This window comes from Cryobacterium sp. MDB2-A-1, from assembly GCF_004402675.1.
In the GTDB taxonomy this organism is placed as follows: domain Bacteria; phylum Actinomycetota; class Actinomycetes; order Actinomycetales; family Microbacteriaceae; genus Cryobacterium; species Cryobacterium glucosi.
Window position 1 is genome coordinate 183,805 of sequence record NZ_SOFK01000010.1, and the last position, 14,217, is coordinate 198,021.

General features: G+C 68.5%; 14 protein-coding genes. 8 read left to right on the forward strand and 6 right to left on the reverse strand.

All coding sequences use genetic code 11. From position 1 onward, the window contains the following. Window positions 1–128: 128 nt before the first annotated feature. Window positions 129–2,600, reverse strand: a complete 2,472-nt coding sequence (locus E3O39_RS02190) for a GH36-type glycosyl hydrolase domain-containing protein (protein WP_134446579.1) — start codon at window positions 2,598–2,600, stop codon at window positions 129–131. A gap of 208 nt (window positions 2,601–2,808) precedes the next feature. Here E3O39_RS02190 and arfB point away from each other — a divergent pair, with 208 nt between their 5' ends. From arfB to E3O39_RS02205, 3 genes are all read left to right on the forward strand, one after another. Continuing rightward, on the forward strand, window positions 2,809–3,231 hold the full coding sequence (gene arfB / locus E3O39_RS02195; protein WP_134446580.1) for an alternative ribosome rescue aminoacyl-tRNA hydrolase ArfB: 423 nt from the start codon (window positions 2,809–2,811) through the stop codon (window positions 3,229–3,231). A gap of 34 nt (window positions 3,232–3,265) precedes the next feature. After that, entirely contained in the window at window positions 3,266–3,739 is a 474-nt protein-coding gene (locus E3O39_RS02200) for a GNAT family N-acetyltransferase (protein ID WP_134446581.1), read from the forward strand. Window positions 3,740–3,976: 237 nt separating this feature from the next. After that, the gene (locus E3O39_RS02205; protein WP_134446582.1) at window positions 3,977–5,377 is read left to right on the forward strand and encodes an MFS transporter; all 1,401 of its coding nucleotides are present in this window, start codon (window positions 3,977–3,979) and stop codon (window positions 5,375–5,377) included. Window positions 5,378–5,388: 11 nt separating this feature from the next. Here E3O39_RS02205 and E3O39_RS02210 read toward each other — a convergent pair whose 3' ends face one another. Next, window positions 5,389–5,751, reverse strand: coding sequence for a hypothetical protein (locus E3O39_RS02210; protein WP_134446583.1), 363 nt, complete (start codon window positions 5,749–5,751; stop codon window positions 5,389–5,391). Between the two features lie 193 nt (window positions 5,752–5,944). Here E3O39_RS02210 and E3O39_RS02215 point away from each other — a divergent pair, with 193 nt between their 5' ends. From E3O39_RS02215 to E3O39_RS02225, 3 genes are all read left to right on the forward strand, one after another. Then, entirely contained in the window at window positions 5,945–7,915 is a 1,971-nt protein-coding gene (locus tag E3O39_RS02215) for an amino acid transporter (protein WP_370294576.1), read from the forward strand. Window positions 7,916–7,972: 57 nt separating this feature from the next. Continuing rightward, complete coding sequence (locus tag E3O39_RS02220; RefSeq protein WP_166787272.1) at window positions 7,973–8,839, forward strand: DUF4097 family beta strand repeat-containing protein; 867 nt, start codon at window positions 7,973–7,975, stop codon at window positions 8,837–8,839. Window positions 8,840–8,922: 83 nt separating this feature from the next. Next, window positions 8,923–9,798 carry a hypothetical protein gene (locus tag E3O39_RS02225; RefSeq protein ID WP_134446585.1) on the forward strand — a complete coding sequence of 292 codons (876 nt, stop codon included), beginning with the start codon at window positions 8,923–8,925 and terminating at the stop codon, window positions 9,796–9,798. A gap of 24 nt (window positions 9,799–9,822) precedes the next feature. On the opposite strand, the gene E3O39_RS02230 is transcribed toward E3O39_RS02225, so the two are convergent. Then, window positions 9,823–10,785, reverse strand: coding sequence for a DnaJ domain-containing protein (locus E3O39_RS02230; protein WP_134446586.1), 963 nt, complete (start codon window positions 10,783–10,785; stop codon window positions 9,823–9,825). Between the two features lie 154 nt (window positions 10,786–10,939). Between E3O39_RS02230 and E3O39_RS02235 the strand changes: the two genes are divergently transcribed. Further along, window positions 10,940–11,590, forward strand: a complete 651-nt coding sequence (locus tag E3O39_RS02235) for a DUF1345 domain-containing protein (RefSeq protein ID WP_134446587.1) — start codon at window positions 10,940–10,942, stop codon at window positions 11,588–11,590. Window positions 11,591–11,623: 33 nt separating this feature from the next. On the opposite strand, the gene E3O39_RS02240 is transcribed toward E3O39_RS02235, so the two are convergent. From E3O39_RS02240 to E3O39_RS02245, 3 genes are read right to left on the reverse strand one after another with little or no spacing between them, the layout of a single operon-like run. Further along, window positions 11,624–12,469 carry an SMP-30/gluconolactonase/LRE family protein gene (locus E3O39_RS02240; protein WP_134446588.1) on the reverse strand — a complete coding sequence of 282 codons (846 nt, stop codon included), beginning with the start codon at window positions 12,467–12,469 and terminating at the stop codon, window positions 11,624–11,626. A gap of 8 nt (window positions 12,470–12,477) precedes the next feature. Next, entirely contained in the window at window positions 12,478–12,642 is a 165-nt protein-coding gene (locus tag E3O39_RS18855; RefSeq protein ID WP_166787273.1) for a hypothetical protein, read from the reverse strand. A 54-nt stretch (window positions 12,643–12,696) separates the two neighbouring features. Beyond that, window positions 12,697–13,395, reverse strand: a complete 699-nt coding sequence (locus tag E3O39_RS02245) for an SOS response-associated peptidase (protein ID WP_134446589.1) — start codon at window positions 13,393–13,395, stop codon at window positions 12,697–12,699. Window positions 13,396–13,505: 110 nt separating this feature from the next. On the opposite strand from E3O39_RS02245, the gene E3O39_RS02250 reads away from it, so the two are divergent. Next, window positions 13,506–14,216: a hypothetical protein gene (locus E3O39_RS02250; protein ID WP_174774643.1), complete on the forward strand. Its 711-nt coding sequence runs from the start codon at window positions 13,506–13,508 to the stop codon at window positions 14,214–14,216. The last annotated feature ends 1 nt before the right edge of the window (window position 14,217 follow it).

The window sequence follows — 14,217 nt, forward strand, 5'->3', positions numbered from 1 at the left end:
TATAAGCACCCCGGACCCGGATAGCCAGGCACTTCCGCGGTCGGACACGGTTTATTTCCCGGTGACGCAGAACGCCCGGTGCGCCGGAGACTCTCTCGGGCGCACCGGGCGAATGCCGGCCGGGGTGACTACAGGGTGGCGCGCACCTGCACGACGGCGCCGTCAGGGGCGTACGGCACGGTGCGGCCTTGGATGGCCACTCCGTCGACCGCGAGGCTTGCGCGCGACCCCTCCCTGCCCGAGTTGGCAACGGTGATGACGTAGGTCGCACCGCGGGCCCGGCGAGTGACGGTGAATTCAGCGACGTCCGGTCCGAGCTGCGGGTCGACGACGAGGCCGTCGTAGTCGGTGCGCACGCCCAGGAGGTACTGGGAGACCGTCACGAAGTTCCACGCGGCTGTGCCGGTGAGCCAGGAGTTCTTGGCCTCGCCGTGCCGGGAGGCCTCCTTGCCGGCGATCATCTGCGCGTACACGTACGGTTCGAGGCGGTGCACCTCGGAGATCTCCTCACGGTAGGCCGGCGTGATCTTGCGGTAGTGGTCGAAGGCCTTGGCGCCGCGGCCGAGAACCGTCTCGCCGATGATGACCCACGGGTTGTTGTGGCAGAAGATTCCGCCGTTCTCCTTGTAGCCCGGCGGGTACGTCGAGACCTCGCCGAGTTCGATGCGGTAGCTCTTGTACGCCGGGTATTGCAGTACGAGTCCGTGTGCGGAGCCGAGCAGGCGGTCCACGGAGTCGAGGGCTCGGAACGCGGGGCTTGTAGCGGACGGGGTTCCGTCCGCGTTGTGCTCGACGCCGACGCCGGCGAGGACCGCGAAGCCCTGCGGCTCGATCCAGATCTGGCCCTCGGTGTCTTCGTGGGTGCCGACCTTGTTGCCGTAGAAGTCGTAAGCGCGCAGGAACCACTCGCCGTCCCAGCCGTCGGAGAGCAGCACCTGGCTCATGGTCGCAGCGGCCTTGCGGGCGCGGTCGGCCTGCTGGGTGTCGCCGCCGCGCTCGGCGATGGTCGCGTACTGTCCGGCAGCGAGCACGAACTGGGCCGCGATGAATGTCGACTCCGCGACGCCGCCTGCCTGGTTCTCCGTGGTCTGGAAAGACTCGCCCGGCGTCGTCGAGAAGCAGTTCAGGTTCAGGCAGTCGTTCCAGTCGGCGCGCCCGATCAGGGGCAGGCCGTGCGGGCCGAGGTTGTTGAGGGTGAACTCGAAGGAGCGCGTGAGGTGGGTGTAGAGCGTCTGCGCGAGCGCGTCGTTGTTGTCGAACGGCACGACCTCGTCGAGGATGCTGAAGTCCCCGGTCTCCTTGAGGTAGGCATCCACCCCGATGATCAGCCAGGCCGGGTCGTCGTTGAAGCCGCTCCCGAGCTCGTCGTTGCCGCGCTTGGTGAGCGGCTGGTACTGGTGGTAGGCCGAGCCGTCCGGAAGCTGGGTGGCGGCGATGTCGAGGATGCGTTCGCGGGCGCGGTCGGGGATCAGGTGTACGAAGCCGAGCAGGTCCTGGGTCGAGTCTCGGAAGCCCATCCCGCGCCCGATTCCGGTCTCGAAGTAGGAGGCCGAGCGGGACATGTTGAATGTGACCATGCACTGGTACTGGTTCCAGATGTTGACCATCCGGTTGAGCTTGTCGTCCGGCGAGGTCACGGTGTACGCGGAGAGCAGGGTGGTCCAGTACTCCCCCAGGGCCTCGAACGCGGCATCCGCCTTCTCGGTCGTGTCGAGCCGGGCGAGAAGTTCGTGCGCCCGTGTCTTGTTGATGACCTGCTTGGCATCGTCGGCCCACTTGCCCTGGCCGTTCTCCTCCGTGTTCTCGACATAGCCGACGACGAACACGAGCTCGCGGGTCTCGCCGGGCTGCAGGGTCGAGTCGACCTGGTGCGAACCGATCGGGTACCAGCCGGACGCCATCGAGTTCTGCGCCGTGCCGGCGTTCGGGACCTTCGCCTCGGCCAGGGTCTCATAGAGCCCGACGAAGGTCTCCCTGTCGGTGTCGAACCCGGCGATCTCGGCGTTCACCGAGTACACGGCGTAGTGGTCGCGACGCTCGCGGTATTCGGTCTTGTGGTAGATCGTGCTGCCCTCGACCTCGACCTCGGCGAGGGAGAGGTTGCGCTGGTAGTTGGTCTGGTCGTCCTGGGCGTTCCAGAGGCAGAACTCGAGGTACGAGAAGAGGGAGAAGGTCTTGACGTGGTCCGAGGTGTTGGTGATCGTCACCTTCTGCACCTCGGCCGTCTCGCCGAGGGGTACGAAGTACAGGGTGGAGACGCGCAGGCCGCCGCGCTCGCCGGTGATCCGGGTGTACCCCATGCCGTGGCGGGTCTCGAAGAAGTCGAGGTCCTTCTTCATCGGCAGCCAGCTCGGCGTCCAGACGTCGTCGCCGTCGTTGATGAAGAAATATCGTCCGCCGGAGTCGGTGGGAATGTCGTTGTAGCGATACCGCGTCAGGCGACGCATCTTCGCGTCCTTATAGAACGTGTACCCGCCGGCCGTGTGAGAAATCAGGGAAAAGAAATCTTCGCTGCCCAGGTAGTTGATCCACGGGTATGGCGTGAGCGGGGTCTCGATCACGTATTCCCTGGCCTCGTCGTCGAAATGACCGAACCTCATGTGTGCACCTTTGCGATATGCGGAGGACCGGATAGCGACGGGATCCGAAAATATCGGAATCCATCGATGCACCAGACCCAAACCTGTGTGAGAGCGCTCTCATTGGCGCCCACCGCTACCCTAGCAAACGTAGACCCCGGGGTGCCACACCGCACGCCCACCGGATGCATACCCCGCCGGCTCCACTCTGCTGTGGCACGCTGGGACCATGGATCTGGAGGTGTCACCCGCGCTCACGATTCCCGCATCGGAACTCGGCTGGCGGTTCTCGCGGTCGCCGGGGCCTGGCGGGCAGCACGTGAACACCTCGGATAGCCGCGTCGAACTGTCCTGGAGCGTCGCCCTGTCGCCGTCCCTGTCCGACGGCCAGCGGGCAAGGCTCCTGGCGCGACTCGACCGGCGACTCGTCGGCGGGGTGATCACGGTCGCAGCGTCGGAGCAGCGCTCCCAGCTCCGGAACCGCGAGATCGCCCTGGCCAAGCTCGCCGAACTCGTGTCCGCGGCCCTGGCCCCGGATGCCGCTCGCCGCCGGGCGACCAAACCGACCAGGGGTTCGAACCGTCGGCGCCTCGCGGCCAAGGAACAGCGTTCGGCGACGAAACAGCAGCGCCGGAGGCCGTCGGAGGACTAGCGCCGGCCAGCGGGAGGTCCCGTACGCTGGTCGGATGAAGCCGATCCGTCCCGCCGTGCCCGCCGATGTTCCCGAGATCCTTCGGCTGGTCGTCGAACTCGCCGAATACGAACGCGAACCCGACGCGGTCGCGGCGACGGAGGAGGGATTCCTCGCCGCCCTCTTCGGCGACGAGCCCGCGGTCCACGCGTTCGTCATCGACGGCGAGGAGGCCGGTACCCTGGCCGGGATGGCCGTGTGGTTCCTGACCTTCTCGACCTGGGAGGGCGTGCACGGCATCCATCTCGAGGACCTGTACGTACGGCCGGCCCACCGGGGCGGCGGGTATGGAACCGCACTACTCACCAGCCTCGCGGCACTGTGCGTCGAGCGCGGGTACGCGCGCCTGGAATGGGATGTCCTCGACTGGAACGCGCCCGCGATCGGCTTCTACGAGTCTCTCGCCGCCCGGCCCCTCGACGGCTGGACGACGTACCGTCTCGACGGCGCAGCGTTGCGGCGCGCCTGAGCCCGCGCATCCGCTTCACCGGCCCGGTCCCGGACGTCGACTAGACTCGGTCCAGACTTCCGGTCGCTGATAACTTCAGCGAACGGACGAGCGCTGGTTGAGACAGTGCAGGAAGGCCCCCGGATTCGTCCGGGGGCCTTCTCTTTTGCCTCGGCTCGGACTTCTTATTCTGGAATGGGAATGCGGAACCGTCGGCGCCGATTACATCCCTCGTACCGAAATGACGACGGAGGCCGCATGAGCACGACTGAAGTAGGTTTCCGATCCGCGCGCGGCCCGATCCTGATCGCCCTGATGCTGACGACGGGGCTCGTGGCGATCGACGCGACGATCCTCGCCACAGCGGTGCCGACGATCGTCGGCGACCTCGGCGGATTCGCCCAGTTTCCGTGGCTGTTCTCGATCTACCTGCTCGCGCAGGCCGTCTCCGTGCCGGTCTACGCGAAACTCTCGGACACGCTCGGCCGGAAACCGATCGTGATGATCGGCATCGGACTGTTCCTTCTCGGGTCCGTGCTCTGCGGCCTGGCCTGGAGCATGCCTGCGCTGATCGCATTCCGGGCGATCCAGGGCCTCGGCGCCGGCGCCGTGCAGCCGATGGCGATCACGATCGCCGGGGACATCTACACCGTCGTCGAACGGGCCAAGGTGCAGGGCTACCTCGCAAGCGTCTGGGCGATCTCCTCGGTGGTGGGACCGAGCCTCGGCGGGATCTTCTCGCAGTTCCTGTCCTGGCGCTGGATCTTCTTCGTGAACATCCCGCTGTGCCTCATCGCTGCCTGGATGCTGCAACGCACCTTCCACGAGACCGTGACGGCCCGCCGGCACCGCGTCGACTACCTCGGCGCCGTCCTCCTGACGACGGCACTCACTCTTCTGATCCTCGCGGTCCTCGAGGGTGGTCAGGCCTGGGCCTGGGATTCCGTGCCGAGCATCGCGGCCTTCGCGACCGGGGCCGTGCTCCTCGTCCTGTTCGGGTTGGCGGAGCGTCGTGCCGCAGAACCGGTGCTGCCGCTCTGGGCGTTCAGCAGGCGCCTGCTGCTCAGTACCGCGTTGATCTCGGTCGGCGTCGGCGCGATCCTGATCGGGCTGACCTCCTTCGTTCCGACCTACCTCGAAGGCGTGCTCGGCACGCCGCCGCTCGTCGCCGGACTCGCTCTCGCCGCCCTCACGGTCGGCTGGCCCATCTCCGCGGCGCTGTCCGGCCGGTTCTACCTCAGGATCGGCTTCCGGAACACGGCGCTGATCGGCGTGTCCATCGTCCTGTTCGGCGCCCTGCTCCTCGCGGGGACGGCCGGCACTCCGATGGTGGTGGTGACCGCGCTGAGCTGCTTCGTCGTGGGCCTCGGCCTCGGCCTCGTCGCAACACCCACGCTCATCGCGGCGCAGTCGAGCGTCGAATGGGACGAGCGCGGCGTCGTGACCGGCGCGAACCTGTTCTCCCGGTCCATCGGCAGTGCCGTCGGTGTCGCGATCTTCGGCGCAGTGGCGAACGGGATCATCGGCTCGTCGGCATCGGGCGTGCGGGATGCCGCGAGCGTTCAGGCGGCATCCGTCGCCGTCTTCGTCGCGGTCGCCATCACCGCCGCGCTGACCGTGGTCGCCGCGGTGTCGATGCCCCGGCGCGCCCGGGCCTGAGGCCGATCCGGTCAGGGGGTCTCGTCGACGATTCCGATGAAGCGGGTGCCGACACCGTCGACCTCTGTACGGCTGAGACCGGCGGCAGGCTCCGGCAGTTCGTCTGCGCCATGGTCGTCACACGTGAGGTACGTGAAGGCCGGCCACCACTTCTTCGGGCGGGCCGCCTCCGAGAAACCGCAGACGTCGCAGCGGAGCTCGACCCAGACCGGTTTCTTGCCCGTGCGGTTGGCCCGCGACTGCACCAGCCAGTCCGGCGGGTTGTTCTCAATCTCGGCCAGTTCCGCTTCGGTCAGGCGCGAGGGAAGGTCGTGTCGCTGCGCCATCTCGAGCGGAATATCCAGTCGCAAGGCGGCCATTCGTCTCGTAATCATCGTGTTCAAGGATAATCGCCGCCGGCCGGGTCTGGTCCGCCGACATCACCCGGGACGGTACCCCGGACGACATCCCCGACACCACCGCGGTATCCGGCGTCAATTCGGTGCTGAGGAACGTGCCAGCAGGCCTTTCGTGCGCGTAGGCTGATCCCTGCACTACGCGACCTCCAGACCAGTAAGGGCCCCTCGTATGCCTCACTCCTCGACGGAGGCCGGCTCCACCGCGGTTCCCCGACCCGTCACCACCCGGCGGGACCGTCTTTCGCACTGGCTCCTTCAGGACAGTGAGCGCCCGCACCAGGGTCCGCACGCCCGCACAGCGGAGAAGACGCACAGCTGGTGGCGCGTCATGTGCCTCACCGGCGTCGACTACTTCTCCACGCTCGGCTACCAGCCGGCCATCGCCGCGCTCGCGGCCGGCCTGCTCTCCCCCTTTGCAACGATCGTCCTCGTCCTGCTGACCCTGCTCGGCGCGCTCCCCGTGTATCGCAGGGTCGCCCGCGAGAGCTTCAACGGCTCCGGGTCCATCCACATGCTCGAACACCTCCTGCCCTGGTGGGCGGGCAAGCTCTTCGTCCTGGCCCTGCTCGGCTTTGCGGCCACCGACTTCATGATCACGATCACCCTCTCCGCGGCGGATGCCACGGCACACGCCATCGAGAATCCCTTCGCCCCCGAATGGTTCCACGGCAACGAGATCGGCATCACCCTCGCCCTGATCTCGCTCCTCGCGATCGTGTTCCTCAAGGGTTTCAAGGAAGCGATCGGCATCGCCGTCGTGCTCGTCGGCGTCTACCTCGCGCTCAACCTCGTGGTCGTGTTCGTCTCCCTGGCGCAGATCGCGAGCCGGCCGGTGATGATCACCGACTGGTGGAGCGCGCTCAACGCCCAGCACGGTGATCCGCTGATCATGGTCGGGATCGCCCTCATCGTCTTCCCGAAGCTCGCCCTCGGCCTCTCCGGCTTCGAGACCGGCGTCGCCGTGATGCCGCAGATCACCGGCGACCCGACGGACACACCCGAGCGTCCCGCAGGGCGCATCCGCGGCGCCGGCCGCCTGCTGACGACGGCCGCCGTGATCATGAGCGGCTTCCTGATCCTGACGAGCTTCATGACGACGTTCCTGATCCCCCAGGCCGAATTCCAGCCGGGCGGGCAGGCCAATGGGCGCGCGCTCGCGTACCTCGCACACGAGTTCCTCGGCCCGGTGTTCGGAACCGTGTACGACGTCAGCACGATCTGCATCCTCTGGTTCGCCGGGGCGTCCGCCATGGCCGGACTCCTCAACCTCGTGCCCCGGTACCTGCCGCGCTACGGCATGGCACCGCAGTGGGCTCGCGCCGTGCGGCCGCTCGTTCTCGTCTTCACCGCGATCGCGTTCATCATCACCGTCGTCTTCCAGGCCAGCGTCGACGCCCAGGGCGGCGCATACGCGACAGGCGTTCTCGTGCTGATCACGTCGGCGTCCGCCGCTGTGACCCTGTCCGCCCGCAGGCAGGGCCAGCGCAAGCGGACGATCGGCTTCGGAGCCATTTCCCTCGTCTTCGCGTACACGACCGTCCTCAACGTCATCGAACGCCCGGACGGCCTGCGCATCGCCGGGCTGTTCATCGCCGGGATCCTGCTCATCTCGCTGATCTCCCGGGTACGCCGGTCCTTCCAGCTTCGGGCGACATCCGTGGCCCTCGACGAGAGGGCCCTCGCTTTCGTGAAAGCGGATGCCGCCGACGGCGCAGTCCGGGTCATCGCGAACGAACCGGACGACGGCAGCGAACACGAGTACCGGCACAAGGACCGCGACGAGCGCCGGTACTCGCACATTCCCCGCGACTCGCAGACCATCTTCCTCGAGGTGCACGGCACCGACTCCTCCGAGTTCGAGGAGGACCTCCTCGTTCGCGGCGTCGTCAAGCACGGCTACCGGGTCCTCGAGGTCTACAGCGGCAACATCCCCAACACCCTGGCTTCCGTGCTCCTCGAAATTCGCGACGTGACCGGCATCGTCCCCACGATCTACTTCGAGTGGACAGAGGGCAGCCCGATCTCCAACATGGCCAGGTTCCTGTTCTTCGGAAACGGCGAGGTCGCCCCGGTGACCCGCGAGGTGCTCCGCGTCGCCGAGCGCGACGTCAAGCGCCGTCCGGCGGTGCACGTCAGCTGACCGCTGCCCAGGCCTCGCTCCGTACCGGGAGGGCAGGACACGGGTATGGTCTGCTGCATGAACGCGAGCGCAATGCCGCCGGAACGTCCACCGGTCCAGCCCCGAACGCCGGTGCCGCCCCAGCCGGCCGTGCCCCCGCAGCCGGATCGGCGCCGCGGAGGGCGGGCAGGCCTCATCGTCGCCGTCGTTGTGCTCGGCGTCGTCATCCTGGCCGGGGCCGCACTGCTCATCCTTCTTCTGACCGGCGGCGCGGTCGGCACGCCCGTCCATCTCGCAGCGGATGCCGAGGCCGGGTCGAGCGTGGCTGTCCGGGTTCCGAACTCCGCCATCCGCTTCGAACCCAGCCCCGATTCGCAGGTGCACGTGCGGGCAGACGGCAGTTCGCTCGGCGCCACGCCGACGCTGGCGATCACAACGGCGAACGGCGTGACCGAGGTCACCGGCGGGTGCCCGAGCCAGTGGCTCGGCTTCTGCTCCCTGAACATGACGGTGGCCCTCCCTGCGGCACTCTCCCTCACCGCGGACGGGGTGAACGGGCAGATCGAGGCGTCGGCACTCACCGGCGCGCTGAGGCTGACGACCACGAACGGAGCCGTCGAGACGACGGGTACGCTCGGCCGGGTGGAGGTCCACACCACCAACGGCGCGATCAGGGTGCGCGATGCCGGTTCCCGCCGCGTGGTCGCCACGACCACGAACGGAGCCGTCGAGGTCGATTTCCGGGATGCCCCTGAGGCCGTCGAGGCCCGCAGCACCAACGGTTCGATCACGGTGCGCATGCCGGCAGCCGGACTCTCCTACCTCGTCGACGCGCGGACGACGAACGGGAACGTCGACACAGGCTCCGTCCCGAGCGATCCCTCCGCACGGCGCACGATCATCGCCCAGACCACCAACGGTGATGTGCGCGTCACGACCGGCTGACGCCCGTCGACGGGCGGCCGCGCACCGGGCGGGCCGTGCACCGGGCGGGCCATGCACCGAGCGGCCCATGAAACAATGGAGCCATGCCAGACAGCCTCCCTCCCCTCGGCCTCCTCCTCGACGTCGACGGGCCGATCGCCAGTCCGGTCACCCGAACGATCCGGCGCGACAGCATCATCGCCGACCTGATCACGCTCGCGGCCGCGAACGTGCCGATCGCCTTCATCACCGGCCGGTCGGCGCTCTTCATTCGCGAGCAGGTCATCACGCCCCTCCTCGCGGCCGGCCTCCCGGAGACCATGCGCATGTACGGTGTCTGCGAGAAGGGCGCCGTCTGGTTCCCGATCACCGCAGCGGGAATGGGCGACGTTGTTGTCGACCCGAGCGTCGCACTGCCTGCGGCCGCCGTCGACGCGATCCGTTCGCTCGTGCACGACCGTTTCGCCGACACCATGTTCTTCGATGAGACCAAGCAGGCCATGGTCTCGGTCGAACAACGCACGGATGCCGCAGACTCCGACTACGCGGCGGCCGCTGCCGACTTCAACGAGGCCTCATTCGCGATCCTCACGGGCCTCGGGCTCGGGGTCCGCTTCGGTGACCGGGTCTCCCCGGACGCGTCGGGTGCTGTGCCGTTCCGGATCGATCCCACGATCATCTCGACGGACATCGAATCCGTCACCCTCGACAAAGACCACGGCGCCGAACGCGCCCTCGCCTTCTTCGCCGAGACCGGCCCGCTCCCCCGGGTGTGGCGCTCCGTCGGCGACTCACGCAGCGACTACCTGATGGCCGACCACCTGCACACCGCCGGGTACGAGGTCGCCCACGTGGATGTGCGCCCGTCCGACGGGGTCCTCGAGCGACCGTACCCCGTGATCATCGAGGGTGACCTGATCCACGACGCCGCCGGCGCGAACTTCCTGGCCTACTGGGTCGACACACTCGGCCTGCGCTAGACCCGGGCCGAGTGGCGCGGGCCGCTAGTCGGTGACGAAGCGGATGCCGTCCTGCAGGCGGCTGCGCAGGTCGAACACCTTCTCGAAGCTGCCCCGATCCATCCCCGGCAGCCCCTCGCGCAACAGGCCGACGAGCCGCGACCGCGGAATGATGACGACCGTGGGACGCCGGCCGCGGCCGGGTACCGCAAGCGGGTCGGACAGGGCGTCGTCGGGGAGCACGACGACGAGGGCGGTGAAGCGCACGCCAAGGGCGCGCGAGAGCGCCCGCGCGGCATCCTCGAATTCATGAACGGGACGGTCCTCCGGCCGGAGGGTCTCCGCGAGGAGCTCGCCGCGCCGGAGTTCGACGGAGGCGCCCCAGTCCTCGGAGAGGATTGCGAACAGCCCGGCGGGGCCGAGGACGACATGGTCGATCGGGTCGGGGTGGGAGCCCGCGAGCACGTCGTGCCAGGCCGTGTAGCCGATGCCGAGCAGGGACACGAGGTGTGCCGTCGATTCCTGGGCGAGGGCGCGGGCCAGGCAGTGCCGGATCTCGCGGGGCGCGGAGCGGACGAGCTGGGGCGCGTACGGATCGTCGATGACGGTCCCGCGGCCGACCCACTCGCGCAGGAGCTCGAGGTACCGTTGCCGGGCGTGGCCCCCCGGGTGTCCGTACATCCGCGCACGCGGACCTGTCGCCGCCGACGAAGCGCGCGCCGAGCCTGCGGACGAACCGGAACCGGACGAACCGGAGGCGGAGCCGGTGTGCACGGTCCCGTGCTCGTTGTCCGGGTACCGGCGCCTGTCGTAATCGGCCCGGCTCTCGGGATTGCCGATCCGTTCCCACGCCACCTGGACGGCCTGGAAGTCGGCGGCGCGACCCCCGACATCCGGGTGGGTGAGACGCAGCCTCTTGCGGTAGGCGCGTCGCAATTCCTCGCTGGTCGCCTCAGGGCTCACGCCCAGCACCTCATAGGGTGATGCCGCCGCCGGGCTCTCTGACATCCTCGCGGTCTCTTTCGTTCGATCGTGTGCGGCAAGCCGCCGTCCGGGGTCTGACCTGTGTCAGACGTTCTCTTCACCTTATCGACCGTTTCTGTCATCTCGCCCCACCCGAGCCGCTCACGGGATCCTGACGGATCTGTGGGACGATCGGCCCATGAAGACCTGGGAACGCCTGACGGTGCGTCGCTCGAGCACCCGCCTGATCGTGATGGCCGTGATCGGCCTTGCCGCCGGGGTGGTGGCGTCGATCGGGGGCGACTGGGTGCTCGCCCCGATCGTGGGCTGGGCAGCGGCCTGCGTGACGTTCATCGCCTGGGTCTGGATCGTGATCGGGCCGATGGACGCCGCGACGACCGCGACGCATGCGACCCGTGAGGACCCGTCCCGGGGCGTGTCCGACCTGCTCGTGCTCCTGATCAGCCTCGCGAGCCTCGGCGCGCTCGGCCTTCTGCTCGTCGAAACGCATTCCACGACGGGAGCAGCGCAGGTCGTGCTGGCCCTGTTGTCCGTGCTGAGCGTCGTGTTGTCCTGGACGCTTCTGCACACCTTGTTCACCCTCCGCTATGCCCGGCTCTACTACGAGGGGGCGGATGGCGGGATCGAATTCAACCAGACAGCGCCGCCGAGCTACGGGGACTTCGCCTATCTCGCATTCACCCTCGGCATGACGTTCCAGGTGTCGGACACCAACCTGAAGACACACATCATCCGGATGACGGCGCTGCGCCACGGCCTGCTGTCCTACCTCTTCGGATCCGTGATCCTTGCGACGATGATCAACCTCGTCGCCGGGCTGCTGCACTGAGCCCGGCTTCGGGTCAGGCGCTGGGCCGGACGTTCAGCCGGCGAACGCGCGCACGGGCAGGCCGGTGACCCCGGCATCCACCCGGAACAACGATCCGGCGAGTGCCTCTTCCCCGTCGTCGAGGCCTTCCCGTGACGTCGTGATGAAAAGCTCGTCCAGGTTCGGTCCGCCGAAGGTGCACGCGGTGACGCGGCTTGCGGCGACCTCGACGACCTCGTCCAGGCGGCCATCCTGCGTGTAGCGATGCACGGCGCTCCCGCCGTAGAGTGCCACCCAGACCCCGCCGTCGCTGTCGACGGTGAGACCGTCGGGAAAGCCGGACTCCGCCGGGATCTCGACAAAACTGCGCAGGCCCGTCAGGCCAGTCTCTGCACTGTAGTCGAACACCGCGACCCGGCCCGTCGCGGTGTCGTTGTAGTAGGCGAGGGAGCCGTCCGGGCTCCAGTCCAGCCCGTTGGAGATGGTGAGGCCGGTCAGGACGACCTCGACCGAGCCGTCCGGGTCGAGGCGGCGGAGGGAACCGGCGCCCGGGTACTGGTCGAAGGCCATCGAACCGCAGTAGAACCGGCCGTCCGGGTCGCAGCCGCCCTCGTTGAGTCTCAGGAGCGGATCGCTCCAGAGCTCCCCGAGTTCGGTGATCGTCCCTTCGGCATCCTCGAGGGCGAAACCGCGCTGCAGGGCCAGGACGGCGCCGCCCGCGCGGCGCGGCCGCACGGTCACGACCATGCTGCCGACGTGCCTGCGATGCACGGTGTCACCGTCCAGCGAGAGGATGTCTCCCGCGAACATGTCGAGCCAGCGCAGGCCGCCCCAGGACGGGGACCATACGGGGCCCTCACCGTGGAAGGCGAGGGGATCGGTACGCTGTTCGGCCTGCACGGGGTTGCTCAGTCGCGCAGGATCTGGACGGGAATCGCCACGGCGAGGGCCACGCAGAGGATCCCGCCGAAGAAGATGGGCAACTGGCCCGCGGTGACCGTGAAGGCGAACCCGAAGAGCCACAGTCCGAAGACGAACACGGCCATCGCGACGATGAAGGCGACAATTTTCATAGGGGTCCTTTCGACACCGGCCCGGCCGTTCCGTGCCATGACGAGCGTAGCCGCTCAGGCGACCGGTTCGATGAGTTCGGGCCCGTCGCCGATGAGGGGCGCAACCTCGTGGAACCGCAAACCCTCCACGGATTCCGCGGAGGCGGCCACGGCCGCGTCCACGAACTCCTGGTCGCCGACCGTGTGCGGGTCGAGCCACTGGTCCCAGGTCTCCTCCGGGAGCACGACGGGCATCCGCTCGTGAAGGCCCCGGAGACGGCCACTCGACTCCTGGGTGAGGATCGTGGCGCTCAGCACCCATCGCGCCGGGTCGTCTTCCGTGAGGGCAGGGTTGCGCCACCACGCGTAGAGACCGGCGAGGGCCAGGGGCAGCCCATCGTCCGAGTGCACGAAGTACGGGGTCTTGACGGTGCCTTCGGTGTGCCATTCGTAGTAACCGGTGGCGGGCACGAGAGCACGCCGCGATGCGAGGGAGGGCTGGAAGGTGGGCTTCTCCCCCACCGTCTCCGACCGGGCGTTGAACGTCGGGAACTTCGACACGAGCGCCGACGCGAAGGAGGGAACGAGCGACCAGCGCGCAGACTCGATCCTGCGCACGACGGCGCCTGATTTCGCCGACTCGAGCACGATCGGAATCCGCTCGGTTGGCTTGATGTTCCACGACGGTTCCGGGAGGTCCTCGCCCTCATGCTCGACGTCGAACATCGCGGCGAGGTCCGGCGCCGTGTCCGTGATGATGAATCGACCACACATGGTCTCAGGCTAGCGCGGCCCACCGACAACCCTCTCCCCGGGCATCGGCCGTGCATCCGCCCGCCCCGGATCGTCTTGACTTAATCGAATGTCTGTTCGAATATGGTGGGGTGTCCAGTCTCCCCGTCCCCCGCAGCGGACCCGACCCGCGAGAACTCGCGGCCGGGTTGCAGGCGCGCATCCGCGGGATGGAATCCACTCGGGCGGGACTCGAAAGCCGCCAGGCGGCAACGGGATTCGCCGGCCTCCTGCCGGGCGGCGCGCTCAGGCCTGGGTCGGTCTACACCGTGGACGGCTCCGTCTCCCTCATTCTCGCGCTCCTCGCCGGGCCGTCCCAGGCCGGGTCCTGGTGCGGGATCATCGGGCTGCCCGACCTCGGCCCCGAAGCGGCGACGAGCCTCGGTATCGACCTCACGCGCCTCGTCCTGGTCCCTGCGCCGGGCGACCAGTGGCTCACCGTCACGGCGGCCCTCGCGGACGTTCTCCCCGTCGTCGCGGTGCGACCGACGCGGCGGGTCTCGGAGGCGGAGGCCTCCCGGCTCGCCGCCCGGCTCCGGCAACGCGGGTGCACACTCCTCGTCGCCGGCGATTGGCCGCAGGCCGAGGCGAGGCTCTCCGTGCGCTCAAGCACCTGGACCGGGCTCGGCGACGGTCACGGTCACCTCACGGGACGCGAGGTGACCGTCGCGGCGTCCGCGCGCTCCGGCGCACCCCGCACCGCACGGATGTCGCTCGCCGGCGGCCCGGCGGAGGCAGAGTCCGTCGACCCGCCCCGCCTCGGTATCCCCTTCGGCGCGCACCGGTACAGCGAGGCGGTCTGAC

What these genes read in the sequence shown, in the direction of transcription:
- E3O39_RS02245 (WP_134446589.1), bottom strand. Translation starts at nt 13,395, where the DNA reads ATGTGTGGTCGATTCATCATCACGGACACGGCGCCGGACCTCGCCGCG.
- E3O39_RS02190 (WP_134446579.1), bottom strand. Translation starts at nt 2,600, where the DNA reads ATGAGGTTCGGTCATTTCGACGACGAGGCCAGGGAATACGTGATCGAG.
- E3O39_RS02225 (WP_134446585.1), top strand. Translation starts at nt 8,923, where the DNA reads ATGCCAGACAGCCTCCCTCCCCTCGGCCTCCTCCTCGACGTCGACGGG.
- E3O39_RS02210 (WP_134446583.1), bottom strand. Translation starts at nt 5,751, where the DNA reads ATGATTACGAGACGAATGGCCGCCTTGCGACTGGATATTCCGCTCGAG.
- arfB (WP_134446580.1), top strand. Translation starts at nt 2,809, where the DNA reads ATGGATCTGGAGGTGTCACCCGCGCTCACGATTCCCGCATCGGAACTC.
- E3O39_RS18855 (WP_166787273.1), bottom strand. Translation starts at nt 12,642, where the DNA reads ATGAAAATTGTCGCCTTCATCGTCGCGATGGCCGTGTTCGTCTTCGGA.
- E3O39_RS02235 (WP_134446587.1), top strand. Translation starts at nt 10,940, where the DNA reads ATGAAGACCTGGGAACGCCTGACGGTGCGTCGCTCGAGCACCCGCCTG.
- E3O39_RS02200 (WP_134446581.1), top strand. Translation starts at nt 3,266, where the DNA reads ATGAAGCCGATCCGTCCCGCCGTGCCCGCCGATGTTCCCGAGATCCTT.
- E3O39_RS02205 (WP_134446582.1), top strand. Translation starts at nt 3,977, where the DNA reads ATGAGCACGACTGAAGTAGGTTTCCGATCCGCGCGCGGCCCGATCCTG.
- E3O39_RS02230 (WP_134446586.1), bottom strand. Translation starts at nt 10,785, where the DNA reads ATGTCAGAGAGCCCGGCGGCGGCATCACCCTATGAGGTGCTGGGCGTG.
- E3O39_RS02215 (WP_370294576.1), top strand. Translation starts at nt 5,945, where the DNA reads ATGCCTCACTCCTCGACGGAGGCCGGCTCCACCGCGGTTCCCCGACCC.
- E3O39_RS02220 (WP_166787272.1), top strand. Translation starts at nt 7,973, where the DNA reads ATGAACGCGAGCGCAATGCCGCCGGAACGTCCACCGGTCCAGCCCCGA.